Origin of the sequence: Cellulomonas sp. (assembly GCF_017744555.1) — a bacterium.
Taxonomy (GTDB): domain Bacteria; phylum Actinomycetota; class Actinomycetes; order Actinomycetales; family Cellulomonadaceae; genus Cellulomonas.
Genome location: NZ_JAGIBD010000018.1, coordinates 1 through 22,771, shown reverse-complemented (window position 1 = coordinate 22,771; position 22,771 = coordinate 1). Strand labels below are relative to the sequence as shown.

Annotated in this window: 29 protein-coding genes; 20 read left to right on the top strand and 9 right to left on the bottom strand. The window is 74.7% G+C overall.

Translation table 11 applies throughout. The features are described 5' to 3' along the window. Nucleotides 1-23 precede the first annotated feature (23 nt). Entirely contained in the window at nucleotides 24-728 is a 705-nt protein-coding gene (locus tag J7523_RS12685) for a TrkA family potassium uptake protein (RefSeq protein ID WP_291886998.1), read from the bottom strand. Beyond that, nucleotides 721-2,097 carry a potassium transporter TrkG gene (locus tag J7523_RS12680; RefSeq protein WP_291886995.1) on the bottom strand — a complete coding sequence of 459 codons (1,377 nt, stop codon included), beginning with the start codon at nucleotides 2,095-2,097 and terminating at the stop codon, nucleotides 721-723. Before J7523_RS12680 ends, J7523_RS12685 begins: the two co-directional genes overlap by 8 nt. 126 nt (nucleotides 2,098-2,223) lie before the next feature. Between J7523_RS12680 and J7523_RS12675 the strand changes: the two genes are divergently transcribed. The 4 genes from J7523_RS12675 to J7523_RS12660 all read left to right on the top strand — a co-directional run bounded on the left by J7523_RS12675 (nucleotide 2,224) and on the right by J7523_RS12660 (nucleotide 4,676). Continuing rightward, nucleotides 2,224-3,429 carry an acetoin utilization protein AcuC gene (locus J7523_RS12675; protein WP_291886992.1) on the top strand — a complete coding sequence of 402 codons (1,206 nt, stop codon included), beginning with the start codon at nucleotides 2,224-2,226 and terminating at the stop codon, nucleotides 3,427-3,429. 34 nt (nucleotides 3,430-3,463) lie between these two features. Further along, a complete protein-coding gene (locus J7523_RS12670; protein WP_291886990.1) occupies nucleotides 3,464-4,009 on the top strand; it encodes an NUDIX hydrolase in 546 nt (181 codons plus the stop codon). A gap of 157 nt (nucleotides 4,010-4,166) precedes the next feature. Then, a complete protein-coding gene (locus J7523_RS12665) occupies nucleotides 4,167-4,391 on the top strand; it encodes a helix-turn-helix domain-containing protein (RefSeq protein ID WP_291886988.1) in 225 nt (74 codons plus the stop codon). A gap of 186 nt (nucleotides 4,392-4,577) precedes the next feature. After that, entirely contained in the window at nucleotides 4,578-4,676 is a 99-nt protein-coding gene (locus tag J7523_RS12660) for an AURKAIP1/COX24 domain-containing protein (RefSeq protein ID WP_003792170.1), read from the top strand. Nucleotides 4,677-4,739: 63 nt separating this feature from the next. Here J7523_RS12660 and J7523_RS12655 read toward each other — a convergent pair whose 3' ends face one another. Next, complete coding sequence (locus tag J7523_RS12655; protein WP_291886986.1) at nucleotides 4,740-5,285, bottom strand: GNAT family N-acetyltransferase; 546 nt, start codon at nucleotides 5,283-5,285, stop codon at nucleotides 4,740-4,742. A 47-nt stretch (nucleotides 5,286-5,332) separates the two neighbouring features. Beyond that, a complete protein-coding gene (locus tag J7523_RS12650; RefSeq protein ID WP_291887128.1) occupies nucleotides 5,333-6,160 on the bottom strand; it encodes an HAD-IB family hydrolase in 828 nt (275 codons plus the stop codon). 105 nt (nucleotides 6,161-6,265) lie between these two features. On the opposite strand from J7523_RS12650, the gene J7523_RS12645 reads away from it, so the two are divergent. Together J7523_RS12645 and J7523_RS12640 are read left to right on the top strand one after the other, a co-directional pair. Beyond that, nucleotides 6,266-6,556, top strand: a complete 291-nt coding sequence (locus J7523_RS12645; protein ID WP_291886984.1) for a glutaredoxin family protein — start codon at nucleotides 6,266-6,268, stop codon at nucleotides 6,554-6,556. 165 nt (nucleotides 6,557-6,721) lie between these two features. Continuing rightward, nucleotides 6,722-7,348, top strand: a complete 627-nt coding sequence (locus J7523_RS12640; RefSeq protein ID WP_291886981.1) for a redox-sensing transcriptional repressor Rex — start codon at nucleotides 6,722-6,724, stop codon at nucleotides 7,346-7,348. Between the two features lie 161 nt (nucleotides 7,349-7,509). On the opposite strand, the gene J7523_RS12635 is transcribed toward J7523_RS12640, so the two are convergent. Then, a complete protein-coding gene (locus tag J7523_RS12635; protein ID WP_291886979.1) occupies nucleotides 7,510-8,070 on the bottom strand; it encodes a YceI family protein in 561 nt (186 codons plus the stop codon). 93 nt (nucleotides 8,071-8,163) lie between these two features. On the opposite strand from J7523_RS12635, the gene J7523_RS12630 reads away from it, so the two are divergent. The 6 genes from J7523_RS12630 to ccsB all read left to right on the top strand — a co-directional run bounded on the left by J7523_RS12630 (nucleotide 8,164) and on the right by ccsB (nucleotide 13,567). Further along, on the top strand, nucleotides 8,164-8,682 hold the full coding sequence (locus J7523_RS12630; protein ID WP_291886977.1) for a MarR family transcriptional regulator: 519 nt from the start codon (nucleotides 8,164-8,166) through the stop codon (nucleotides 8,680-8,682). A 49-nt stretch (nucleotides 8,683-8,731) separates the two neighbouring features. After that, nucleotides 8,732-9,400, top strand: a complete 669-nt coding sequence (locus J7523_RS12625) for a histidine phosphatase family protein (protein ID WP_291886975.1) — start codon at nucleotides 8,732-8,734, stop codon at nucleotides 9,398-9,400. A 46-nt stretch (nucleotides 9,401-9,446) separates the two neighbouring features. Continuing rightward, nucleotides 9,447-9,995: a TlpA disulfide reductase family protein gene (locus J7523_RS12620; RefSeq protein ID WP_291887125.1), complete on the top strand. Its 549-nt coding sequence runs from the start codon at nucleotides 9,447-9,449 to the stop codon at nucleotides 9,993-9,995. 68 nt (nucleotides 9,996-10,063) lie between these two features. Further along, nucleotides 10,064-10,831 (top strand): cytochrome c biogenesis protein CcdA, encoded by a 768-nt coding sequence (locus tag J7523_RS12615; protein WP_291887122.1) that lies wholly within the window; start codon nucleotides 10,064-10,066, stop codon nucleotides 10,829-10,831. 1 nt (nucleotide 10,832) lies between these two features. Then, nucleotides 10,833-12,554, top strand: a complete 1,722-nt coding sequence (locus J7523_RS12610) for a cytochrome c biogenesis protein ResB (RefSeq protein WP_291886972.1) — start codon at nucleotides 10,833-10,835, stop codon at nucleotides 12,552-12,554. Further along, nucleotides 12,551-13,567, top strand: coding sequence for a c-type cytochrome biogenesis protein CcsB (gene ccsB, locus J7523_RS12605; protein ID WP_291886971.1), 1,017 nt, complete (start codon nucleotides 12,551-12,553; stop codon nucleotides 13,565-13,567). The genes J7523_RS12610 and ccsB overlap by 4 nt, the downstream gene beginning before the upstream one ends. Nucleotides 13,568-13,610: 43 nt before the next feature. Here the strand turns inward: ccsB and J7523_RS12600 are convergent, their stop codons facing one another. Beyond that, nucleotides 13,611-13,955, bottom strand: a complete 345-nt coding sequence (locus J7523_RS12600; RefSeq protein ID WP_291886969.1) for a PLDc N-terminal domain-containing protein — start codon at nucleotides 13,953-13,955, stop codon at nucleotides 13,611-13,613. A gap of 53 nt (nucleotides 13,956-14,008) precedes the next feature. On the opposite strand from J7523_RS12600, the gene J7523_RS12595 reads away from it, so the two are divergent. Further along, nucleotides 14,009-14,308, top strand: coding sequence for a DUF4229 domain-containing protein (locus tag J7523_RS12595; protein ID WP_291886966.1), 300 nt, complete (start codon nucleotides 14,009-14,011; stop codon nucleotides 14,306-14,308). 52 nt (nucleotides 14,309-14,360) lie between these two features. On the opposite strand, the gene J7523_RS12590 is transcribed toward J7523_RS12595, so the two are convergent. Continuing rightward, entirely contained in the window at nucleotides 14,361-15,230 is an 870-nt protein-coding gene (locus J7523_RS12590; RefSeq protein ID WP_291886963.1) for a 1,4-dihydroxy-2-naphthoate polyprenyltransferase, read from the bottom strand. Then, nucleotides 15,227-16,417 carry an o-succinylbenzoate--CoA ligase gene (menE, locus tag J7523_RS12585; protein WP_291886960.1) on the bottom strand — a complete coding sequence of 397 codons (1,191 nt, stop codon included), beginning with the start codon at nucleotides 16,415-16,417 and terminating at the stop codon, nucleotides 15,227-15,229. Before menE ends, J7523_RS12590 begins: the two co-directional genes overlap by 4 nt. Before the next feature lie 130 nt (nucleotides 16,418-16,547). On the opposite strand from menE, the gene J7523_RS12580 reads away from it, so the two are divergent. The 3 genes from J7523_RS12580 (at nucleotide 16,548) to J7523_RS12570 (ending at nucleotide 19,125) form a co-directional block, all read left to right on the top strand. After that, the gene (locus tag J7523_RS12580; RefSeq protein ID WP_291886957.1) at nucleotides 16,548-17,639 is read left to right on the top strand and encodes a DUF3048 domain-containing protein; all 1,092 of its coding nucleotides are present in this window, start codon (nucleotides 16,548-16,550) and stop codon (nucleotides 17,637-17,639) included. Between the two features lie 82 nt (nucleotides 17,640-17,721). Beyond that, nucleotides 17,722-18,834 (top strand): DUF3048 domain-containing protein, encoded by a 1,113-nt coding sequence (locus J7523_RS12575; RefSeq protein ID WP_291886953.1) that lies wholly within the window; start codon nucleotides 17,722-17,724, stop codon nucleotides 18,832-18,834. Nucleotides 18,835-18,963: 129 nt separating this feature from the next. Beyond that, nucleotides 18,964-19,125: a hypothetical protein gene (locus J7523_RS12570; RefSeq protein ID WP_291886950.1), complete on the top strand. Its 162-nt coding sequence runs from the start codon at nucleotides 18,964-18,966 to the stop codon at nucleotides 19,123-19,125. Nucleotides 19,126-19,143: 18 nt separating this feature from the next. Here the strand turns inward: J7523_RS12570 and J7523_RS12565 are convergent, their stop codons facing one another. Next, complete coding sequence (locus J7523_RS12565) at nucleotides 19,144-20,088, bottom strand: 1,4-dihydroxy-2-naphthoyl-CoA synthase (RefSeq protein WP_291886947.1); 945 nt, start codon at nucleotides 20,086-20,088, stop codon at nucleotides 19,144-19,146. 160 nt (nucleotides 20,089-20,248) lie between these two features. Between J7523_RS12565 and J7523_RS12560 the strand changes: the two genes are divergently transcribed. From J7523_RS12560 to J7523_RS12545, 4 genes are all read left to right on the top strand, one after another. Further along, nucleotides 20,249-20,572 (top strand): multidrug efflux SMR transporter, encoded by a 324-nt coding sequence (locus J7523_RS12560; RefSeq protein WP_291886944.1) that lies wholly within the window; start codon nucleotides 20,249-20,251, stop codon nucleotides 20,570-20,572. After that, nucleotides 20,572-21,153, top strand: a complete 582-nt coding sequence (locus J7523_RS12555; protein ID WP_291886941.1) for a hypothetical protein — start codon at nucleotides 20,572-20,574, stop codon at nucleotides 21,151-21,153. Before J7523_RS12560 ends, J7523_RS12555 begins: the two co-directional genes overlap by 1 nt. A gap of 9 nt (nucleotides 21,154-21,162) precedes the next feature. Beyond that, on the top strand, nucleotides 21,163-22,143 hold the full coding sequence (locus J7523_RS12550; RefSeq protein WP_291886938.1) for an o-succinylbenzoate synthase: 981 nt from the start codon (nucleotides 21,163-21,165) through the stop codon (nucleotides 22,141-22,143). Beyond that, nucleotides 22,140-22,771: thiamine pyrophosphate-binding protein (locus J7523_RS12545; protein WP_291886935.1), on the top strand; the 632-nt coding region annotated here is incomplete at its 3' end. The genes J7523_RS12550 and J7523_RS12545, both read left to right, overlap by 4 nt.

Genomic DNA, 22,771 nt, shown 5'->3' with positions numbered 1-22,771 from the left:
GGGCGGACGGCTCAGGGCCGCGCTCACGGTCGCGCCGCGAACCGCTCCAGCAGCTCGGCGTGCCCGGACACGATGATGAGGTCGCTCGCCGAGATGCGCGTCGCGGGCGTCGCGTAGACGAAGTCGACCCCAGGGCTCTTCACGCCGATGACGGTCACTCCGTAGCGCTGCCGGATGTTCGACTGCGCGAGCGTGAACCCCTGGATCTCCTTCGGCGGCCGCATCTTCACGACCGTGAAGCCGTCCTCGACCTCGATGTAGTCGAGCAGCTTGCCTGAGACGAGGTGCGCGACGCGCGACCCGGCGTCGGCCTCGGGCAGCACCACGTGGTGCGCGCCGATCCGCTGCAGGATGCGGGCGTGCTCGGAGCTGATGGCCTTGGCCCAGATCTGCGGCACCCCGATGTCCACGAGGTTGCCGGTGATCAGCACCGACGCCTCGAGGTACGAGCCGACGCCGACCACGGCGACGGGGAACTCGCGCGCGCCGAGCTGCTCGAGCGCCTCCGGGTTCGTGGCGTCCGCCTCGACGAGCGCGACCCGCCCGGCCCACTGGGCGACGAGCTCGGGGCTGCGCTCGACGGCGAGCACGTCCTGCCCCAGCCGGTCGAGCGTCGCGGCGATGGACGACCCGAACCGGCCGAGGCCGATCACGAGCACGCCGTTGTCCTTCTTGGGCGTGCGCGGCGCGTTGTGCGTGCCGCTCGCGTCCCGCAGGGTGTCAGCCAATGATCGGCCTCTCTTCCGGGTACCGGATGACGCGACGACGGTTGCGCAGCGCCAGGGCGGCCGCAAGCGTCATCGTGCCGGTCCGCCCGACGAACATCAGGACGGACAGGACGTACTTCGCCGCGGTCGGCAGCTCCGGGGTCAGCCCGGTGGACAGGCCGCACGTGCCGAACGCGGAGATGACCTCGAACAGGATGCGGTCGAGCGTGTCGCCGGTCATGGCGAGCAGCAGCAGCGACGCGACGAGCACGAGCGTCGCGGAGATGAGCGAGACGGCGATCGCGACCTGCAGCGCCTCGCGTGGCACGCGCCGCCCGTAGGCCTCGACGTCGCGGTCGCCGCGCGACTCGGCGACGATCGCGAGCAGCATCACCGCGAGCGTCGTGACCTTGATGCCGCCCGCGGTCGACGCGGACCCGCCGCCGACGAACATCAGCGCGTCCATGAGCAGCCACGTGCTCTCGTGCATGGCGCCGATGTCGACCGTCGAGAACCCGCCGGACCGCGGCATCACGCCGGCGAACAGCGACGCGAGGGCCGTCGCGCTCGGCCCGAGCGGCTGGAACGTGCGCGGGTTGGTCCACTCGAACGCGGCGACGAGGATCGAGCCCGCGACCACGAGCGCGATGCTGGTCGTGATCGTGAGCTTGGAGTGCAGGTTCCACCGCCGGGCGTCCCGCAGGCGCGCGCCGACGTTGAGGATCACGGGAAACCCGAGCGACCCGACGAACACGCCCACGATGATCGGCAGCAGCACCCACCAGTCCGACGCGAACGGCGCGAGGCCCTCGACGGTCGGCACGAACCCGGCGTTGTTGAAGGCGGAGATGGCGTAGAACGCCGCGTGCCACGCCGACGTCCCCCAGCCCTCGCCCTCGAGCCGGAACCGCGGGAACAGCACGAGCGCGATCGACACCTCGAGCACGACCGACGTGACGATGACGGTCCGCACGAGCGAGCCGACCTCGCCGAGCCGCGTCGTCTTCGTCTCGGACGACACGAGCAGACGCTGCGTGAGCCCGATGCGCCGCGACACGGCCATGCCGAGCAGCGATGCCAGCGTCATGACGCCGAGACCGCCGATCTGGATGGCGACGAGGATGACGACGAGCCCCCAGATCGACCAGTAGGAGCCGGTCGGGACCACGACGAGGCCGGTCACGGTCGTGGCGGACGTCGCGGTGAACAGCGCGTCGACGAACGGCGCCGGGGTGCCTGCGGCGGTCGCCCACGGGGCGAGCAGCAGGACGGTGATGATCGCGATGACGCCGCCGAAGACGCCGACGGCGAGCCGTGCGGGCGACTGCCGTGCGAGCCGGTCGACCAGCTCGCGGGCATGCCAGCCGACGCCTGGGCCTCCCCGCGCCATCACACCTCCATCGACCGGCCGGCCCCCGCCGGACGGGTCAACTCTGACACGACCTGCCGCGGTGGACGACACAGCCGTCCAGGTGCCGGATCGACAGCCCGGCGGGTCGGGTGCCACGGTGGGCGCATGACGTCGCAGGGGGAGGCCGGATCGAGGCCCCCCGTGCGTGTCGTGTGGTCGCCCGAGATGCTCGGCTACGACTTCGGCCACGGCCACCCGATGACGTCCGAACGGGTGGAGCTGACCATGCGGCTCGCGGGCGAGCTCGGGCTGCTCGACCACCCGGACGTCGAGCTCGTCGGGTCGCAGCCCGCGCCGGACGCGCTCATCGAGACGGTCCACGAGCCCGCCTACGTCGCCGCGGTGCACCGGGCCGCCGACCACGGCACCACCGACCTGTCGCGCGGCCTCGGCACGAGCGACGACCCGGTGTTCCCCGACATGCACGAGGCTGCCGCCCGGGTGGTGCAGGGCTCGGTCGACTCGGCGCTGGCCGTCTGGGAGGGCCGGGCCGAGCACGCGGTGAACATCGCCGGCGGTCTGCACCACGCGATGCCGGGCGCGGCGTCGGGGTTCTGCGTCTACAACGACGCCGGTGTGGCGATCCGTGCGCTGCTCGCCGCGGGCGTCGAGCGCGTCGCGTACGTCGACGTGGACGCGCACCACGGCGACGGCGTGCAGGCGGTGTTCTGGGACGACCCGCGCGTGCTCACGGTGTCGGTGCACGAGACCGGGCAGGCGCTGTTCCCGGGCACCGGCCACGCGCGCGAGACCGGTGGCGCGGGGGCAGAGGGCACGGCGGTGAACGTCCCGCTGCCGTCGGGCACGGGCGACGCCGGCTGGCTGCGGGCGCTCGACGCGGTGGTCCCGGCCGTCGTCCGGGCGTTCCACGCGCAGGTGCTCGTGACCCAGCACGGCTGCGACGCGCACACGATGGACCCGCTCACGCACCTGCGGGTGTCGGTCGACGGGCAGCGGGCCGCGGCGGCGATGCTGCACGACCTCGCGCACGAGGTCGCGGGAGGCCGGTGGATCGCGCTCGGCGGCGGCGGGTACGCGGTGCTCGACGTCGTGCCCCGGTCGTGGAGCCACCTCATCGGCATCGCCACGCACCGGCCGGTGCCGCCCGAGACCGACGTCCCGGAGGCCTACCGCGAGCTGCTCCGCGACCGCTACGGGCGGCAGGGGCCGGCGCGCATGACGGACGGCCGCGAGCCCGCGTTCAGCCCGTGGTCGTCGGGCTACGACCCGTCGAGCGACGTCGACCGGGCCATCCGGGCCACCCGCCTCGCCGTCTTCCCCGCGCTCGGCCTCGACGCCGACCACGACTGAGCGCCCTCGTCCGCCTGCGTGACAGGATCGCGGCATGCCCTGGCCGGTCACCGCGTCCCGCACGGTCTACGAGAACCCCTGGATCGAGGTGGTCGAGGACACCGTGGTCCGCCCCGACGGTGGGTCCGGTGTCTACGGCGTCGTCACCGTCCGGCACCCGGCGGTGTTCGTGGTCGCGCTGACCGACGACGACGAGGTGCTGCTCGTGACGGTCCGCCGGCACACGGTCGGGGAGTCCGTCGAGGTGCCGGCGGGTGGCACGGACGGTGAGGACGCGCAGGTCGCCGCGCGCCGCGAGCTGCTCGAGGAGACCGGGTACGAGGCGTCGTCGTGGCGGGTCGTCGGGACGATGGACGCGCTCAACGGCATCTGCCGCGCGCCCGAGACGGTGTTCCTCGCCCAGGGGCTCACACGCGTCGGGGACGACGACGGCGTGACGCAGGCGGAGGAGGGCATCTCGGCGGTCCGCGCCGTGCCGGTCGCCGAGGTCCTGGAGCTCGTGCGGTCCGGCGCCATCAGGGACGGTGAGACGGTCGCGGCACTCATGTACGCGCTGCTCGCACTGGGCCGCGTGGGCTGACGCCGGAGCAGGATCGCTGCGGGCGTTGCGCTGGACGGAGGACGTCCCACCCGTCTCCTCTTTCACACCAGTCCCACGCGCCACTAGTGTGGTCCGGCACCCGCTGCCGGGTGCGCGAGTCCGACGCGCCAGCCGGACAGGACGGAAGAGCCGAGCGATGAGCGACCAGCCGGGCCGCACGCGATACCTCACGGTCGTGGAGGTCGCCGACGTCATGCGGGTGTCCAAGATGACCGTGTACCGGCTCGTCCACTCCGGGGAGCTGCCCGCGGTCCGCGTCGGTCGCTCGTTCCGCGTCCCGCAGGACGCGCTCGACCACTACCTCGCCACGTCGATGACCGTCGAGCCGCCCGCCACCGGGGAGCACCGCCGGTCGTCCTGAGCACCGCCGGCCAGCAGCGCGTCGCGGTCACACCCCGCCATCGCGTAAGGTGGGGCCTCGGACTTTCTCCGTGCGTGGGCGAACCCGTCGAGCAGCCGGCCTCCTGGCCCTCGGCGCCCCCGCGTCGATCGACCACCAGAAGGCAGGGCCCGTGACCGGGCCTCCACCGGAAGCGAGTGAGGACCCATGGGCTCCGTCATCAAGAAGCGCCGCAAGCGGATGGCCAAGAAGAAGCACCGCAAGCTGCTTCGCAAGACGCGCCACCAGCGTCGCAACAAGAAGTGACCCGATCGGGCCCGGCAGCTGCCGGGCCCGACGTGTTTCCCGCCCCCACCGGGACGGCCGCGGTCAGAGCGGACGCTCGAGGACGAAGTCGTCCTCGACCCGGCTGCCCACGGTGAAGTGCTTCGTGCCGACCACGGCGAACCCCGACCGCGTGTAGAACGCCTGCGCCCGCGCGTTCTGCTGGTTCACGCCCAGCCACATCCCGTGGGCACCCCGGTCGCGCGCCTCGTCCAGCGACGCCGCCATGAGCCGGTGGGCGACGCCGGCGCCGTGGTGGTCCGGGTGCACGTAGCACTTCGACAGCTCGATGGTCGGGTGGATCGTCAGGGCGACGCGGACGTCGTCGTCGGTCGGCTCGCCGTCGACGAGCATCGTGTAGCCGAGCAGCGCCGACGGGTCGGCACCGTCGTCGTCGACCGCGACGAGCACCGCGCGGGTCGGGTCGGCGAGGTACTCGGTGAACCGGCCCGCCGACAGGACGGCGCTGACGAACTGCTGCTGGTCCTCGGCGGTCGAGCCCGGCGGGCAGGCCAGGGGGAAGGTGATCGCGGCGAGCTCGGCGAGCGGCTCGACGTCGGCGGTGGTCGCTGGGCGGGTGCGGAGCGGCATCCGGGCAGCATACGTTCGGCCGTCGCGGGACCGGACCGCCGCCCGCGTCAGCGCAGCCGGTTGCGCACGGAGCGCCGCACCATGCGGATGACGACCCCGAGCGCCCACGCGAGCCCCGCGAGACCGGCGGCGTTCACGGCGTGCCGGTTCGCGGTCGCGCGCCGGTGGCCGCCGCGGAACTCCCGCACGGGCCAGCCCACCTCCGCGGCGTGGTGCCGCAGCCGGCGGTCGGGGTTGATCGCGCACGGGTGGCCGACCTCCGACAGGATCGCCACGTCGTTCGTGGAGTCGCCGTACGCGTACGACTGCGCGAGGTCGATGCCGTGCCGCTCGGCGAGCGTCCGGACCGCGGCCGCCTTCGCGGTGCCGTGCAGCATGTCGCCCACGAGCCGACCCGTGTAGTAGCCGTCCTCGTGCTCCGCGACGGTGCCGAGCGCACCCGTGACGCCGAGCCGGCGGGCGAGCAGGTCGCCGATCTCCACGGGCGTGGCGGTGACGAGCCACACCTCGTGGCCCGCGGCGACGTGCGCGTCGAGGAGCGCCTGCGTGCCGGGGTAGATGCGCAGGCAGAGCACCTCGTCGTAGACGTCCTCGGCGACGGCGGTGACCTCGGCGACCGAGTGGCCGGTCATGATCGCGAGCGCCCGGCTGCGCAGCTCGTCGATCTGGTGCTTGTTCTCGCCGAACGCCCGGTACCGCAGCTGGTGCACGGCGAACTCGAGGATGTCGCGCTTGCGGAAGAACCCGCGCCGGTACAGCCCGACGGCCAGGTGGAACGCGCTCGCGCCGCGGATGATCGTGTTGTCGACGTCGAAGAACGCGCCGATCCGTGGGCCGCCCGGCTCGGCGGCGACGAGCTGGTGCTCGACGGCCACCGCCGTCGCCGCCCGGGACGGGGGACGGACGGGGCCGGTCGTGTGACGCACGCCGCCACTGTAACGAGGGTCACGGGCTGCCAGCGCGTCGCCTACCGTGGTGACGTGCCCGGACCCGCCCCTGTCGCTTCGTCCCGCGTCGTCCTGTTCCGCCGCGCGGGGTGCCACCTGTGCGACGACGCGCGTGCGCTGGTGCAGCGCGTGTGCGGCGAGACGGGCGACGTGTGGGCCGAGGTCGACGTCGACGACCCCGCGGCACCGCTGACGCCGTCGCGGCGCGAGGACCTGGGGGAGCTCGTGCCGGTCGTCGAGGTGGACGGCGTGATGCGCGGCTACTTCCGCATCGACGAGAACCGTCTGCGTCGGGCTCTGGCTGCGGCCCCGCGCACCCCCTAACCTGACCTGCACGGTCCCGTGCGGGACCGGCGGCGGCGTGCGGGGGTCGATGTGGACAACCAGCCTGGGCGATCGGCTGAGCGCAGCGGGGGGCACAGCGGAGGGCACGGCGGTGCGCACGGTGGTGCGCACGGTGGTGCGCACGGCGGCGGCCACGGCCGGCCGGTGCCGCCGTCGACGGTGGCGCGCCTGCCGGGGTACCTGCGGGCGCTCGACGCGCTCGCGGCCGAGGGCGTCGTGCTGACGTCGTCGGAGGAGCTCGCGGGCCGCGCCGGCGTGAACCCGGCACAGCTGCGCAAGGACCTGTCGTTCCTCGGCTCGTACGGGCGGCGGGGGATCGGGTACGACGTCGCGCACCTGTCCGAGCAGGTCGGCACGGTTCTCGGCCTCACGACGCAGCGCCGCGTCGTCATCGTGGGCATCGGCAACCTGGGGCATGCGCTCGCGAACTACTCGGGGTTCGCCGACCGGGGCTTCGCGGTGGTGGGCCTGGTCGACACGGACCCGGCGGTGGTCGGCACCACGGTCGCCGGCCTGGTGGTGCAGCCGTTCGAGGGCCTGCGGGCGCTCGTGTCGTCGACGGGCGCGAGCATCGGTGTCATCGCGACGCCCGCGGCGGGTGCGCAGGTGGTGTGCGACGCGCTGGTCGATGCGGGCGTCGGCGGCATCCTCACGTTCGCCCCGCGCGCGCTGCGGGTGCCGGCGGGCGTCGACCTGCGGGCCGTGGACGTCGCCTCGGAGCTCGCGATCCTCGCGTTCCACGACCAGTGGCGCTCGGCGACCCTGGCGTGACGCTCGGGCTGCGGTGCGCGCGCCCTGGCGGGACGTCCCGCAGGTCGACCCGCAGGCCGACTCTTCGGCCGCCGCGCCCCCGGACGCACGCGAGGCCGGCGCCTCCCGGTCGGGGAGGTGCCGGCCTCGCGGCTGCGGCTGGACCCGCGGGTGCGGGGGTGTCAGCCCTGCCGGATCGCCGAGACGTCGAGGGCGATCACGACCTTGTCGGAGACGAGGACGCCGCCGGCCTCGAGGGCCGCGTTCCAGGTCAGGCCGAAGTCCTTGCGGGAGATCGTCACGCTGGCCTCGAAGCCGGCGCGGGTGTTGCCGAACGGGTCGACCGCGGTGCCGTTGAACTCGGTCGCGAGCTCGACGGGCTGCGTGACGCCGTGGATGGTGAGGTCACCGGCGATGACGTACTCGCTGCCGGCCTCGCGGATCTCGGTGGAGACGAACGTCCACTGGCCGAACTTCTCGACGTCGAAGAAGTCGCCGCTCTTGAGGTGGCCGTCGCGGTTGGCGTCGCCGGTGGAGACGGTGGCCGGGTCGAGCGTGACGGAGACCGAGGTGCTCGCGAGGTCCTCGCCGACGGTGATGGTGCCCTCGGTGACCGCGACCGTGCCCCGGACCTTCGAGATGCCCGCGTGGCGGACGGTGAAGGCGGCCTCGGTGTGCGAGCCGTCGACGGCCCAGGTGCCGGTGGTGAGGCCGGTGGGGAGTGCGGTCGTGGTGGTGCTCATGGGGATCCTCCTGCTTGTTGAATCATCAACCATCTGGATAGTTAAAAGTTGTACTAGACTTCGGGCAGGAGCGCAACCCCTGGAGGACCGGACGTGAGCACGACCACACCCGCCGTCGACGACCACGCCGTCGCGACGGCCGACACCGTGCAGTGGCTGACCGCCGAGCAGCAGGTGCTGTGGCGGGACTTCCTCGTCGGCACGCAGCGGCTCGCCGACGTGCTCGCGCACGAGCTCGAGGCGCAGTCCGGCCTGTCCAGCCACGAGTACGAGGTGCTCGTCCGGCTCTCCGAGAGCCCCGGCCGCACGCTGCGGATGGCACAGCTCGCCGACCACCTCGCGCACTCCCGCAGCCGGCTCACGCACACGATCCGGCGCATGGAGCAGTCGGGCCTCGTCGTCCGGACGGCGTGCTCGGAGGACGCCCGCGGCGTGAACTGCACGATGACCGACCGCGGGTGGGAGGTCCTCGTCGCCGCGGCTCCCGGGCACGTGCAGTCGGTGCGCGACCACCTCGTCGACGTGCTCACCGACGAGCAGTTCCGGGCGCTCGGCGAGGCCATGGGCGTCGTGCGCGAGCACCTCACGGGTGGTCCGTGTCACGTCGAATGACCGCCCGATCCGTCGGGAGCACCCAGGTCGGGCTGCGAGACTGACCCCCATGGTCGCCACCACCATCCACCTGCTGCGCCACGGCGAGGTGCACAACCCCGAGGGCGTGCTCTACGGACGGCTGCCGGGCTACCACCTCTCCGAGCGCGGGCACGCGATGGCGCGCATGGTCGCCGACCACCTCGCGGGCACGGCGGACGGCGCCGACGCGACGTCGCGCCGCGACGTCGTCGCCGTGATCGCCTCGCCGCTGCAGCGTGCGCAGGAGACGGCCGCGCCCATCGCGGAGGCGTTCGGGCTGCCCGTCGGCACCGACCAGCGGCTCATCGAGGCGGGCAACCACTTCCAGGGCATGACGTTCGGCGTCGGCGACGGCTCCCTGCGCCACCCGGGTCACTGGCCGTACCTGCGCAACCCGTTCCGCCCGTCGTGGGGCGAGCCGTACCGCGACCAGGTGGACCGCATGCTCGCGGCGGTCGACACCGCGCGCGACGCGGCCCGCGGTCACGAGGCCGTGCTCGTCAGCCACCAGCTCCCGGTCTGGGTCACGCGCCTCGCGCTCGAGGGACGGCGGCTGTGGCACGACCCCCGCCGCCGGCAGTGCTCGGTCGCGTCGCTCACGAGCCTCGTGTTCGAGGACGACCGGCTCGTGCGCATCTCGTACACCCAGCCTGCGGCCTCGCTGCTGCCCGGCGCGTCGACCGTCGCGGGGGCCTGACGTGCGGATCCGCCACGCGCTCGTCGCCTCCGCCGCGGTCCTCGGCCTGCTCGCGGCCTGCTCCGGTGGCGGGGACGACGGCGCCCGCACGCCCGACGACGTCACGGACCAGGGCTACCAGTCCGGCGACGGCAGTGCGACGACGTGGAAGGCCGGTGACCGCAAGGGACCCGTCGAGCTGTCGGGCACCGACTTCGACGGTGCCGCGGTCGACACCGCGGACTGGAAGGGCGACGTCGTCGTCCTCAACACCTGGTACGCGAACTGCCCGCCGTGCCGCGCGGAGGCGCCCGACCTCGTCGCGCTCGCCACGGACTACGCCGACCAGGGCGTGCACGTGCTCGGCATCAACGGCACGGACGCCGCGGGCGCGGCGCAGGCGTTCCAGCGCCAGTTCGAGGTGCCGTACCCGAGCCTCGCCGACAGCGACGGGTCGGCCGTGGCCCACCTGCAGGGCACCGTGCCGATCAACGCCGTGCCCACCACGGTCGTGCTCGACCGCGACGGCAAGGTCGCCGCGCGGATCCTCGGCCTGGCCGAGGGCTCGACGCTCTCGGCGATCGTCGACGACCTGCTCGCGGAGCAGCCGTCGTGAACCTCGCGGCGACGGCGCTGGTCGCCGGTGCGGGCGACGCGTTCGGGCGGACCGTGACGTCCGGCTCGATGCTGCTCGCCGTCCCGGTCGCGCTGCTCGCCGGGCTCGTGTCGTTCGCGTCGCCCTGCGTCCTGCCGCTCGTGCCCGGATACCTCGGGTACCTCGGCGGCATGGCCGGCTCGGCGGCGTCGGGCCCGTCGCGCGCGTCGGGGACCGGCGGCACCGCGACGGTCGTCCGCACCGCTCCGGCGCGCAGCCGCGTGCTCGCGGGTGTCGCGCTGTTCGTCGCCGGGTTCACCGCGGTGTTCGTCGTCTACGGCGTGCTCGCCGGGTCGCTCGGCAGCGCGCTGCACCGCTGGCAGGACCCCGTCACGCGGGTCCTCGGCGTCGTCGTGATCCTCATGGGCCTGTCGTTCCTCGGGCTCGTGCCGTTCCTGCAGAACGAGCGCCGCCTCCACCTCGCGCCTCGCGCCGGGCTGTGGGGCGCGCCGCTGCTGGGCGTGACGTTCGGGCTCGGCTGGACGCCGTGCATCGGCCCGACGCTCGCGGCGATCCTCACGCTGTCGCTCGGCGACGGGTCCGCGCTGCGCGGGGGGCTGCTCGCGGTCGCGTTCTGCGTCGGCCTCGGGCTGCCGTTCCTGCTCGTCGCGCTCGGCGTCGAGAGCAGCACGCGCATGCTCGGGTTCCTGCGGCGGCACCGGCTCGCGATGATGCGGTTCGGCGGCGCGATGCTCGTGGTGCTCGGCGTCGCGCTCGTCACGGGCGTGTGGAACGACTGGGCGTCGTGGCTGCAGGGGCAGCTGACGGGCAACGACGGATTCGTGCCGGTGGTGTGACGTGAGCGGATACCGCCCCGACGGGCTCGACGACGTCTTCACCGCCACGGTCACCGACGACAACCCCGCGCCCGCACCCGTGCAGGTGCCGTCGATCGGGTTCACCGGCTGGCTGCGCTGGGCGTGGCGCCAGCTCACGAGCATGCGCGTCGCGCTGCTGCTGCTCATGCTGCTGGCCGTCGCCGCGGTCCCCGGCACGGTGTGGCCGCAGCGCGCGCAGAGCCCCGAGAAGGTCGCGACCTACCTCGTCGACCACCCGACGCTGGGTCCCTGGCTCGACCGCCTCGGCTTCTTCGGCGTGTACTCCTCGATCTGGTTCTCGGCCGTCTACCTGCTGCTGTTCGTCTCGCTCGTCGGCTGCATCCTGCCGCGCACCGCGGTGCACCTGCGGGGTGTCCGCGGGCGTCCGCCGCGTACGCCGCGACGGTTCGGCCGGTTCCCGGCGCAGGGCCAGGGCACCGCGGACGACGAGCCGCACGTGGTCGTCGAGCGCGCCGCGGCGGTCCTGCGGCGCGGGCGGCTCCCGTTCTGGCCGACCTACCGCGTCGACACCCACGACGAGGGACGCGGCACCTGGTCGGTGTCCGCCGAGCGCGGGTACCTGCGCGAGACCGGCAACCTCGTGTTCCACCTCGCGCTCGTCGGGCTGCTCGTGTCCGTCGCGACCGGGCAGATGCTGCACTACCGGGGCCAGGCGATCGTCGTGCAGGGCCGCGGTTTCGCGAACGCGCAGGTCGACTACGACACGTTCGAGCAGGGCACCGCGTTCCGCCCGTCGTCGCTCGTGCCGTTCACGCTGCGGCTCGACGACTTCGAGGCCCGGTTCGACCCGGACTCGCTGCAGTCGCGCGACTTCACCGCGCACGTCACGCTCACCGAGCCGGGGTCCGACCCCGAGGCGCGCACGATCAAGGTCAACCACCCGCTCGACGCGGGCGGCGCGAAGGTCTACCTGCAGGGCAACGGGTACGCGCCCGACATCACCGTGCGCGACAAGGCCGGCGAGGTCGCCTACGCGGGGCCGGTGCCGTTCCTGCCGCAGGACGAGGTGTACACGTCGCGCGGCGTGGTCAAGGTGCCCGACGTGTCGGGCGACCAGCCGCAGGTCGGCCTCATCGGCTTCCTGCTGCCGACCGCGCAGGAGGTCGGCGAGAACCTCTACCGGTCCGTCAACCCGCAGCCCGACGACCCGCTGCTCGTGCTGTCGGTGTGGTCCGGCAACCTCGGCCTCGACACCGGTGTGCCGCAGAACGTGTACCAGCTCGACGAGTCCCGGCTCACGCAGTCCGTCGACGCCCAGGGCAAGCCCGTCACGCTGTACGTGCGGCCCGGCCAGACCGTGGACCTGCCCGACGACCTCGGCACGCTCACGTTCGAGGGCCTGCCCCGGTACGTCGCGCTCGACCTGCGGCACGACCCCGCGCTGCCGTTCGTGCTCGTGTTCGCGCTCGCCGCGTTCGCCGGGCTCGCGGCCTCGCTGTTCGCACCCCGGCGGCGGCTGTGGCTGCGCGCGGCGCCGGGCGACGACGACGGTCCTACAGTGGTGACCGCCGCGGGCCTGGCCCGGGGCGACGACGTCGGCCTGCAGCCCGAGCTCGACCGGGTGCTGCGTGCGACGCTCGGCCCGACCGCCGCGGACGACATCCCTGACCGCACTTCTGACCGCACTCCTGACAGCACTCCTGACAGCACTCCCGACAGCACCCGAGAGAGCACGCCATGAACACCGGTGACCTCAGCACCCTGCTCGTGTGGGGCGCGATGACCGCCCTCACGATCGCGCTCGTCGCGTACGCGGTCGACCTCGCGGCCATCGCCGAGCGCGCGCAGCGCAAGGTGCCCGCGAAGGCGACGGCATCGGCAGGAGCCGCGGGCCGGACGGCGACGGCAGTCGCGACCCCGCCCGGCGGGACGGCCGCGGTCGGCGACGGTCGGTCGCTGCGCGCCGAGGGCATCGCGCGGACCACGACGTACGTCGGCATCGTGCTGCTGCTCGGCGCGGTCGTCACGCGCGGTCTGGCCGCCGGGCGCTGGCCCACCGCCAACATGTACGAGTTCACCGTGGTCGGCGTGCTCGTCGCGACGATGGTCCTCGCGATCGTGCAGCGCCGCCGCGTCATCGCGTTCGTCGGCGTCCTGGTGCTCGGCATCGCGGTCCTCGCGCTCGCGCTGGGGCTGCTCGTCTTCTTCGTCCAGGCCGACGCCGTGCAGCCTGCGCTGCAGAGCTACTGGCTCGTGCTGCACGTCGGCGTCGCGATCACCGCGACCGGCGTCTTCACGGTCGCGTTCGCCGCGTCGGTGCTCCAGGTGCTCCAGGACGTCCGCGAGGTCGGTCCCCGGCCCGTCGGCGAGGCCGCGCGCCGCACCGACGGCCTGCGCCGCTGGGTCACCGGCCCCCGGTTCGGGTGGCTGCAGCAGGTGCCGTCCGCGCGCGAGCTCGAGGCGCAGGCGTTCCGGCTCAACGCGATCGGGTTCGTGCTGTGGACGTTCACGCTCATCGGCGGCGCCATCTGGGCCGAGCACGCGTGGGGCCGGTACTGGGGCTGGGACCCCAAGGAGGTCGGGACGTTCGTCGCGTGGGTCGTGTACGCGGCCTACCTGCACGCGCGCACGACCCGCGGGTGGAGCGGGCGCAAGGCCGCGTACTTCGTGTTCGTCGGGTATGCCGTGGTGCTCGCGAACTTCTCGGTCGTCAACCTGTTCGTCACGGGGAAGCACTCGTACTCCGGCCTGTGACGGGCGGCCTCTCCACGGGCCTGACGGCGCGGCGTCCGAGTCGTCAGACCTGCGGGGACTCCTCGTCCGAGGACCCGTTCTCGCGGCGCCGCCGCTCCTGGTCGAGCTTGCGCAGGAAGTCGGGGTCGTCGTCGGGCGCCACCGGTCCCTGCCGCCGGCGCACCACCGGACGCCCGCCTGGAGCCCGGGACGTGCCGCCGTCGGTCGCGGGCCGGCGCAGCCTGCTGATCGCCAGCCAGGCGATCGACCCGAACAGCGGCACGAGCAGCACCAGCAGCGCCCAGAGCACGCGGGGGGCGCCCAGACGCTCGTCGTCGCTGCTGCGCGCGATGTCGATCAGGCAGTAGATGAGGAGCCCGACGACGATCAGCACACCCACGTTCCGCATCCGTCCAGCCTAGGCGTGCTCGGGCCGGTGCGCGCCGGACCTACCCTGGTGGGGTGCCGCTCGTGATCTACTCCGTCCTTCGTCTCGCGCTGTTCGGGGCCTGCCTGGGCCTGCTGTGGCTCGCAGGGATGCGGTCGTGGCTCGTCGTGGTCGTCGCCGCGCTGGTCGCGTGGGGGCTGTCGTACGTGCTGCTGCGCGGGCCGCGCGACGCCGCCGCGAAGCAGCTCGCGGCCCGCGCGGAGCGCCGGCAGGCGCTGGGGGACCGGGAGCGGTTCGGGGTCCGGGCGCAGGAGGACGCCGACCTCGAGGACGCCGCGGACGAGGCGGCCCGCCGGGAGCCCGGCACCGCCTGAGCTCGCCGGCTGCGTGCAGGGCGCGTGTCGGCCGCGTGCCGGCCGCGTCCCGTCAGAGCGCGAGGCCCAGCCCGAGCAGCACGCCGAAACCGAGCTCGAGCATCCCGGTGCCGGCGAGCACCGGCACGAGCGCGGCACCACGCGCGCCCAGCTGCACCACGACGACGAGGATCACCGCCGGCGCCAGCAGGACGGTGACGAGCAGGCACCACGGAGCAGCGACCGCGCACACCATGCCGAGCAGGATCGGCACGAGCACGAACGCGCCGTACAGGCGGCGCGCCCGGTGCTCGCCCACCCGGACGGCGAGCGTCCGCTTGCCGACGAGCGCGTCGGTGGGCACGTCCCGCAGGTTGTTGACCATGAGCAGCGCGCACGCGAGCAGCCCCACCGCGACGGCCCCCACCCACGCGGGCCACGACAGGCGCCCGGCCTGCGTGTACGTCGTGCCGAGCACCGCGACGAGCCCGAAGAACACGAACACGCCGACCTCGCCGAGCCCCCGGTACCCGTACGGGCTGCGCCCGCCCGTGTACGTCCACGCCGCGACGATCGCGGCGGCGCCCACGAGCAGCAGCCACCACTGGGCCGACAGCACGACGAGCCACAGCCCGAGCAGCGCGGCGAGGCCGAACATCGCGAACGCGGCCGCCTTGACCGCCCCCGGGCGTGCCGTGCCCGACGCGGTGAGCCGCAGGGGACCGACCCGCTCGGTGTCCGTGCCGCGGATGCCGTCGGAGTAGTCGTTGGCGTAGTTGACGCCGATCTGCAGCGCGAACGCGACACCGAGGGCGAGCGCCGCCCGTCCGAGCATCGCGGAGTCGAGCTGGGCGGCCGCGCCCGTGCCGACGAGCACCGGGGCTGCGGCCGCGGGCAGGGTGCGGGGTCGCGCACCGGCCACCCACTCGCTGGCTGTCGTCACGCCTGGCTCCTCTCGGGTGCGGGCGACGCAGGCGCCCGGTGGTTCGTGGTCGAGCCGGGGTCGGCCGCGGCGGCGATCCGCGCGACGGCGGCGCGGTCGGTCTTGCCGGGGCCGCGCAGCGGCAGGGCGGGGACGACGAGGACCGTGCGCGGGGCGCTCGCCGGGCCGACCCGGTCGGCGACGAGCCCGCGCACGTCGTCGAGGGCGGGGGGTTCGGCGCCGGGACGCAGCACGAGGACGGCGACGACGCGCTGCCCCCACTCGGCGTCCGGCACGCCGACGACGCACGCCTCGGCGACCGGGGGCAGCTCGGCGAGCACCGCCTCGACGGGCGCCGGCGCGACGTTGGTGCCACCGGTGAGGATCACGTCGTCGGCCCGGCCGAGCACGGTGAGGATGCCGTCGTCGAGCCGGCCCAGGTCGTTCGTGCGCAGCACGCGCGGGTCGCCGGTGAACGTCGCCGCGTCGAGGTCCGGGCGTCCGAGGTAGCCGTCGGCGAGCACGTCGCCGCTGAGGAGCACGCGGCCCTCCTCGTCGAGCGCAACCCGCACGCCGTCGAGCGGCCGGCCGTCGTACACGCAGCCCCCGCACGTCTCCGTCATGCCGTACGTCGTGACGACCCGGACGTCGAGCGCCCGGGCGCTCGCGAGCAGCGCGGGGGCGGACGCGGCGCCGCCGACGAGCACGGCGTCGTAGCGGCGGAGGGCGTCCGTGCCGGCCCGGTCGTCGAGCAGGCGGACCAGCTGCGTCGGCACGAGCGAGGTGTACCGCGGCAGGTCGCCGGGCGTCGCCTCGGTCGCGGCGACGAACGCGGGCGGCCGGAACGGTCCGTCGGCGAGCACCGTGGGGTCGGTCCCGGCGAGCGCCGACCGGGCGAGCACCTGCAGGCCCGCGACGTGGTGCGCGGGCAGGGCGAGGACCCACCGGCCCGGTCCGGACAGCCGTCGCTCGGTCGCGACGCCCGACGCCCGCAGCGCGTCGGCCGACAGCATCACGTCGCGCGGCTCGCCCGTGGAGCCGGACGTGCGGACCACGACCGCGACACCGTCCGGCACCGTGGTGCCGGTGGCCGACGAACCTCGGCCCTCGACCGGTCGCAGGGCTGCGCCGGTGCCGTCGAGCGCGCCGCGCAGCGCCGCCAGCAGGGCGTCCGGCCGGGCCGGGACGTCGAGCAGGGGGCGGTTCACCCGCCCAGCGTAGGTGCAGCCCAGGCCTGCACCCGGCACGTCTCACCCGCGCGCGAGGGCGTCGTCCTGCCGGTGGAGGGCCCTGCGCCCCGTAGAGTGACGCGCGGTCAAACCCCCGAAGGAGTCCGCTGTGCCCTCTGCCCGACCCGGTGCGCCCCGGCGCCTGTCCCGCGTCGCCGCACTGACGTCCGTCGCCGTCCTGGCGCTCGCCGCGTGCGGTGCCGAGGCGAGCGACGACCCGACGGCACCGGCTCCCGTGACCCAGGCCCCGCAGATCGACCCGGCGAAGGCCGCGCCGCCCACGCCCGTGGTGCTGCCGCGCTGGCCGCTGACCGGCGTCTCCGCGCAGGACGTCCCGGTCCGGCCGGCGCTCGCGGTGAAGATCGAGAACTCGGGCGACGCACGCCCGCAGACCGGGCTCGAGCAGGCGGACGTCGTGTGGGAGGAGGTCGTCGAGGGCGGCATCACCCGGTTCGTCGCCGTCTTCCACTCGCAGGTGCCGGCCGAGATCGGGCCCATCCGCTCGGTCCGTCCGATGGACCCGGCGATCGCCTCGCCGCTGCACGGCCTCATCGCGTTCTCGGGCGGGCAGCCCAAGTTCGTCCAGGCGCTCTCGGCGTCGGGCCTGCAGATCCTCAGCCAGGACAAGGGCGCCCCGGGGTTCTACCGCAAGAAGGGCGTCGCCCCGGCGCCGCACAACGTGTACGGCACGCCCGAGACGTTCTGGGGGCAGGCCGACGGCGCGCACAGCGCCGCGCCGCCCGCGCAGTTCTCCCTCGCGCGCCGGGCCGACCAGGCGACCGCGACGGTCTCCGGCACGCCCGCGACCGGGCTCGACGTGCGGATGTCCGGGTACTCGCACCCGCAGTGGGCGTGGGACGCCGGCTCGTCCACGTGGCTGCGGTCCGAGGGCTCGACGCCCGCGACGGCGCGCTCCGGCACGCGGCTCGCGGCCACCAACGTCGTGACGCTCACCGTCCGGCTCGTCAGCTCGGGCACGTTCGACCCCGCCGGCAACCCGGTCCCGGAGACCGTGCTCGACGGCTCGGGCGCGGGCCTCGTCGCGACCGGCGGCAAGACGCTGCCCGTCACGTGGTCGAAGGCGGGTCAGGACGCGCCCGTCGTGCTGACCACGACCGACGGCGCACCGGTGCAGCTCGCGCCCGGCGTCACGTGGGTCGAGCTCGTGCCGGGCACGAGCGGCAGCGTCACCACGCGCTGACGCGCGACGGCGGCGTGACGGCGTACGGCGCACCCCGCGTGGCACCCTGGTCGCGTCGGGACGACGAGCACGGGGGGACCGCATGACGCCACGGGGTGGGATCGCAGACGTCCGGGGAGTGCGACGGCGCACGCCGCGGGCCGCGCGGCGCGCGACGGTGGGGCTCGTCGCCGTCGCGCTGCTCGGGCTGGCCGCCTGCTCGTCGGGGGGCGAGGCGCAGCCCACACCCACGGACGTGACCCAGAAGGCCAGTCCGGACGTCACCAAGTCCGGCGTGCCCGCACCCGTCGTCCCGCCCACCTGGCCGCTCACGGGGATCCCCGGCGAGCCCGCGGCCCGGGCCGCGCTCGCGGTCAAGGTCGAGAACACCGCCGTGGCCCGGCCGCAGACGGGGCTGGAGCAGGCGGACGTGGTGTGGGAGACGATCGTCGAGTTCGACGTCTCGCGGTTCATCGCCGTGTTCCACTCGCAGGTACCCGCGGAGGTCGGCCCGATCCGGTCCGTCCGCCCGATGGACCCGGTGATCCTCGCGCCCATGCATGGCCTCCTCGCGTTCTCGGGCGGTCAGCCGGGCATCCTCGCGCTCGTCGAGGCGAGCGGGGTGCAGATGATCAGTCACGACGCCGGAGCCCCCGGCATGTACCGGACCAAGGACCGGCCGGCCCCGCACAACGTGTACGGCTCGCCGCAGACGTTCTGGGACCAGGCCGACGCCGGCCATCAGGCGGCGCCGGGCGAGCAGTTCGTGTTCGCCCGCTCTGCCGAACGGGCCACCGCTGTCGGGGCGGGCACACCCGTGGGGACGCTGTCCTTCCACCTGTCGGCGGCGTCGAACCCGTCCTGGACGTGGGACGGCGCGAGCGGCACCTGGCTGCGCTCGGAGGGCTCGGTCCCGGCGACCGCCCGCAGCGGCTCCCGGCTCGCTGCCGTCAACGTCGTGTCGGTCGTCGCGGAGCACCCCAACACGCAGTTCGGGGCGCAGGGCGGGGCACCGGTGCCGACGTACACCCTGATCGGATCGGGCGACGCCACGATCGCGACGGGTGGCAAGGTCCTCGCGGTCCGCTGGCAGAAGGAGTCGCAGGACGCCCCCATGCGGCTGTTCCTGCCCGACGGGCGGCCTGCGGAGCTCGCTCCCGGCAACACGTGGGTCGAGCTGGTGCCGGCTGGGAGCGGGTCTCTCACGCTCGGCTGACGCCCCCGCCGGGTCCGCCCGAGGGTGGACCTAGCCGCCCTGCGGGGCCACCGCGGGGATGACCGGCGGGCCGCCGCTCGCGACGCAGGGCCGACGCGGACCGGCGGGCGCGCGGGCGAGCCTGGTCGCATGCACACCACGGAGCACCACGGCACCCCGGTCGAGCACGACGTGCGGTCGCTCGGCGCGGTCGTCGCGGCGACCGTCGTCCTCGTCGGCCTGCTGGTCGGCGTCGCGTGGGTCGCCGGCACGTTCGTCGACCTCGCCACCTGGGCGCTGGCGACCACCTGACGGTGGCGAGGCCCGGCGTCAGTACGCGTACGGGAACCCGGACCAGTCCGGGTCGCGGCGTTCGAGGAACGCGTCGCGCCCCTCGACGGCCTCGTCGGTCATGTACGCCAGACGCGTCGCCTCGCCGGCGAACACCTGCTGGCCGGCGAGCCCGTCGTCCGCGAGGTTGAACGCGAACTTGAGCATGCGCACGGCCTGCGGCGACTTCGACGCGATGATCCGCGCGTACTCGAGCCCGGCCTCCTCGATCTCGGCGTGCGCGACGACGTCGTTGACGGCGCCCCACGCGTAGGCCTCGTCGGCGGAGTACTCGCGGGCGAGGAAGAAGATCTCGCGGGCCCGCTTCTGACCGACCTGCCGGGCCAGCAGCGCGGACCCGTAGCCGCCGTCGAACGAGCCGACGTTCGCGTCCGTCTGCATGAACCGGGCGTGCTCGCGGCTCGCGATCGTGAGGTCGGCGACGACGTGCAACGAGTGCCCACCACCCGCGGCCCAGCCGTTGACCAGCGCGACGACGACCTTGGGCATCGTCCGCATGAGGCGCTGCACCTCGAGGATGTGCAGCCGTCCGGCGCGGGCCGGGTCGACGTGCGCGGCCGTGTCGCCGTCGGCGTAGCGGTAGCCGTCGCGTCCGCGGATGCGCTGGTCGCCGCCCGAGCAGAACGCCCAGACGCCGTCCTTGGGGGAGGGGCCGTTGCCGGTGAGGAGCACGGTCCCGACGTCGGAGCTCGTGCGCGCGTGGTCGAGCACGCGGTAGAGCTCGTCGACGGTGTGCGGCCGGAACGCGTTGCGGACCTCGGGCCGGTCGAACGCGACGCGCACGGCGGGCAGGTCGCGCTCGGTGTCGCCGGTGCGGTCGACGGCGCGGTGGTAGGTGAGGTCCGTGAGGTCCTCGAAGCCGTCGACGGTGCGCCAGCGGTGCGGGTCGAAGGTGTCGGACACGGTCGCGGGGAGTGCGCTCACGGCCGTCACCCTACGCGGCGATGTCCTCGCCGCCGAGTTTGTGGTACGGTCGTACCAGAAAGTGACGCGTGCGACGGCGGGACGGCCACCCGGTGCGCGTCCGCGACGGGCTCCCGTGACCACGCCGGGGCTCGTCGGTCGAGCACGGAGGTGCTTCTCCATGGCATGGCTCGTCCTCGTCGTCTCCGGCCTGCTCGAGGCCGGCTGGGCGCTCGCCCTCAAGTCGTCGGACGGCTTCACCAAGCTCGTCCCGACCGTCACGTTCGTCGTCCTGCTCGTGCTGAGCATGGGCGGGCTCGCGTACGCGCTGCGCACGCTGCCCGTCGGCACCGGGTACGCGGTCTGGGTCGGCATCGGCGCCGTCACCACGGCCGTGCTCGCGATGATCTGGCTCGACGAGCCCGTCACGCTGCTGCGCATCGGCTCGATCGTGCTGATCATCGCCGGGGTGGTCGGTCTCAACCTGTCCGGGTCGGGTCACTGATGCCGGCCCGCCGCGCGCGCGGCGACGCCCGGTCCGCCGCCGTGGTCCGGGCCGCCGCGGACCTGCTGCTCCTGGGCGGCCCCGGCGCGGTCAGCCACCGTGCCGTGGCCGCCCGCGCGGGCGTGCCGCTCGCGGCCACCACGTACTACTTCGACCGGCTCGACGACCTGGTGCGTCAGGCCGCCGAGCTGCTCGCGCGCGAGCAGGCCGAGCACGCCGAGCGGGTCGCCGAGCTCACCGGGCCGGACGACGACGTCGTCGCGGCGGTCGTCGACGCGGTGCTGCCGAACGGCGGCGAGATCGCCGTGCGCGCCGTGTACGAGCACCTCGTGTCCGCCGGGCGCGCCCCGGCCGTCGCGGGCGCCTACGCCGAGAGCCGCGCCCGCCTCGACGCCGCGGTGGGGCAGGTCCTGCGGGCGGCCGGGAGCCCGGTCCCGCCGGCGCTCGCGGTCGCCGTCGTCGACGGCGCGGTCGTCGCCGCGCTGTCCGAGGGGCACCCGGTGCGCGACCACGCGTGCGCGCTGCTCGCCGGCGTCCTCGGACCGGCCCCGGTGGTCCGGGCGCCCGCACCGGCCGCCTAGCCTGAGCGGGTGCGACCCGACCTGCTCACGTACGCCGTCCCGCTGCGCACCCGCTTCCGCGGGCTGACCGTCCGGGACGGCGCGCTGGTCCGGGGCGACGCGGGCTGGGGCGAGTTCAGCCCGTTCTGGGACTACGACGCCGCCGAGTCGGCCGCATGGTGGGAGGCCGCGCGTGAGGCCGCCGACGAGGGCTGGCCGGCCCCGGTGCGCGACCGGGTCCCCGTCAACGTCACGGTCCCCGCGGTGGACGCCGCGACCGCGCACCGGATCGTCACGGCCTCCGGCGGCTGCCGCACCGCGAAGGTCAAGGTCGCCGAGCCCGGGCAGAGCGTCGACGACGAGATCGCCCGCCTGGAGGCCGTCCGCGACGCGCTCGGCCCCGGCGGTGCGATCCGTGTCGACGCCAACGCGGCGTGGGACGTCGACACCGCGGCGGCCCGGCTCGTGCTGCTCGACCGGGCCGCGGGCGGGCTCGAGTACGCCGAGCAGCCCGTGCCGACGGTCGAGGACCTCGCGGCGTTGCGCCGCCGCACGCACGTGCCCATCGCCGCCGACGAGTCGGTGCGCCGGGCGCAGGACCCGCTCGCGGTGGTCCGGGCGCACGCGGCGGACGTGGTCGTGCTCAAGGTGCAGCCCCTCGGCGGCGTCCGCGCGTGCCTCGAGCTCGCGGAGCAGGTCGGCGTCCCCGTCGTCGTGTCGTCGGCACTCGAGTCGTCCGTGGGCCTGGCCGCGGGCGTCGCGCTCGCCGCCGCCCTGCCCGAGCTGCCGTACGCGTGCGGGCTCGCGACCGCGCAGCTGTTCACGGCCGACCTCGTGGCCGACCCCTTGCTGCCCGTCGACGGCGCGCTCGAGGTCCGCCGCACCGAGCCGGACCCGGCCCTGCTCGCCGCGAGCGCCGCGCCGTCCGAGCTCGCGCGGCGGTGGAAGCGACGGCGTGACGAGGTCCTCGCGGTGCTCGCGGCACGGCGCACCGGCGCGCCTCGGGCATGATGGCGCACGTGACGACGACGCCCGACCCCGCCCGACCGCGGGAGCAGGCGCCGTCCGTGACCGCCGCCCGCGTCCTCGTGCAGGCGCTCGCGACGCTCGGCGTCCAGGACGTCGTGCTCGCGCCCGGGTCGCGCAGCGCACCGCTCGCGTACGCGCTCGCCGAGGCGTCCCGGCCCGACGGCGCCCGCGCCGAGGGTGCACCGTCGCTGCGCCTGCACGTGCGCGTCGACGAGCGGTCCGCGGGGTTCCTGGCCCTCGGGCTCGCGCGGGCGAGCGCGTACGCCGGTGACGTGCCGGGCGCCGCTCGTCCGGTCGCGGTCGTCACGACGTCGGGCACGGCCGTCGCGAACCTGCACCCGGCCGTGCTCGAGGCCCACCACAGCGGTGTCCCGCTGCTCCTGCTGACCGCGGACCGCCCGCACGAGCTGCGGGGGACCGGTGCCAACCAGACCACCGAGCAGCCGGGCCTGTTCGGCACCGCGGCGCGGCTCGCGGTCGACGTGCCCGCACCGGCCGGCCTGCCCGACGAGGCGCGCGACGTGCGCCGGCTCGCCGCGCGCGCGGTGGCGGCCGCGACGGGTGCCCGCACCGGCGACCCCGGGCCGGTGCACCTCAACCTCGCCTACCG

Coding starts and splice junctions, on each gene's coding strand:
- J7523_RS12680 (WP_291886995.1), bottom strand. CDS start 2,097: ATGGCGCGGGGAGGCCCAGGCGTCGGCTGGCATGCCCGCGAGCTGGTC.
- J7523_RS12675 (WP_291886992.1), top strand. CDS start 2,224: ATGACGTCGCAGGGGGAGGCCGGATCGAGGCCCCCCGTGCGTGTCGTG.
- J7523_RS12670 (WP_291886990.1), top strand. CDS start 3,464: ATGCCCTGGCCGGTCACCGCGTCCCGCACGGTCTACGAGAACCCCTGG.
- J7523_RS12665 (WP_291886988.1), top strand. CDS start 4,167: ATGAGCGACCAGCCGGGCCGCACGCGATACCTCACGGTCGTGGAGGTC.
- J7523_RS12660 (WP_003792170.1), top strand. CDS start 4,578: ATGGGCTCCGTCATCAAGAAGCGCCGCAAGCGGATGGCCAAGAAGAAG.
- J7523_RS12655 (WP_291886986.1), bottom strand. CDS start 5,285: ATGCCGCTCCGCACCCGCCCAGCGACCACCGCCGACGTCGAGCCGCTC.
- J7523_RS12635 (WP_291886979.1), bottom strand. CDS start 8,070: ATGAGCACCACCACGACCGCACTCCCCACCGGCCTCACCACCGGCACC.
- J7523_RS12625 (WP_291886975.1), top strand. CDS start 8,732: ATGGTCGCCACCACCATCCACCTGCTGCGCCACGGCGAGGTGCACAAC.
- J7523_RS12615 (WP_291887122.1), top strand. CDS start 10,064: ATGCTGCTCGCCGTCCCGGTCGCGCTGCTCGCCGGGCTCGTGTCGTTC.
- ccsB (WP_291886971.1), top strand. CDS start 12,551: ATGAACACCGGTGACCTCAGCACCCTGCTCGTGTGGGGCGCGATGACC.
- J7523_RS12600 (WP_291886969.1), bottom strand. CDS start 13,955: ATGCGGAACGTGGGTGTGCTGATCGTCGTCGGGCTCCTCATCTACTGC.
- J7523_RS12575 (WP_291886953.1), top strand. CDS start 17,722: ATGACGCCACGGGGTGGGATCGCAGACGTCCGGGGAGTGCGACGGCGC.
- J7523_RS12570 (WP_291886950.1), top strand. CDS start 18,964: ATGCACACCACGGAGCACCACGGCACCCCGGTCGAGCACGACGTGCGG.
- J7523_RS12560 (WP_291886944.1), top strand. CDS start 20,249: ATGGCATGGCTCGTCCTCGTCGTCTCCGGCCTGCTCGAGGCCGGCTGG.
- J7523_RS12555 (WP_291886941.1), top strand. CDS start 20,572: ATGCCGGCCCGCCGCGCGCGCGGCGACGCCCGGTCCGCCGCCGTGGTC.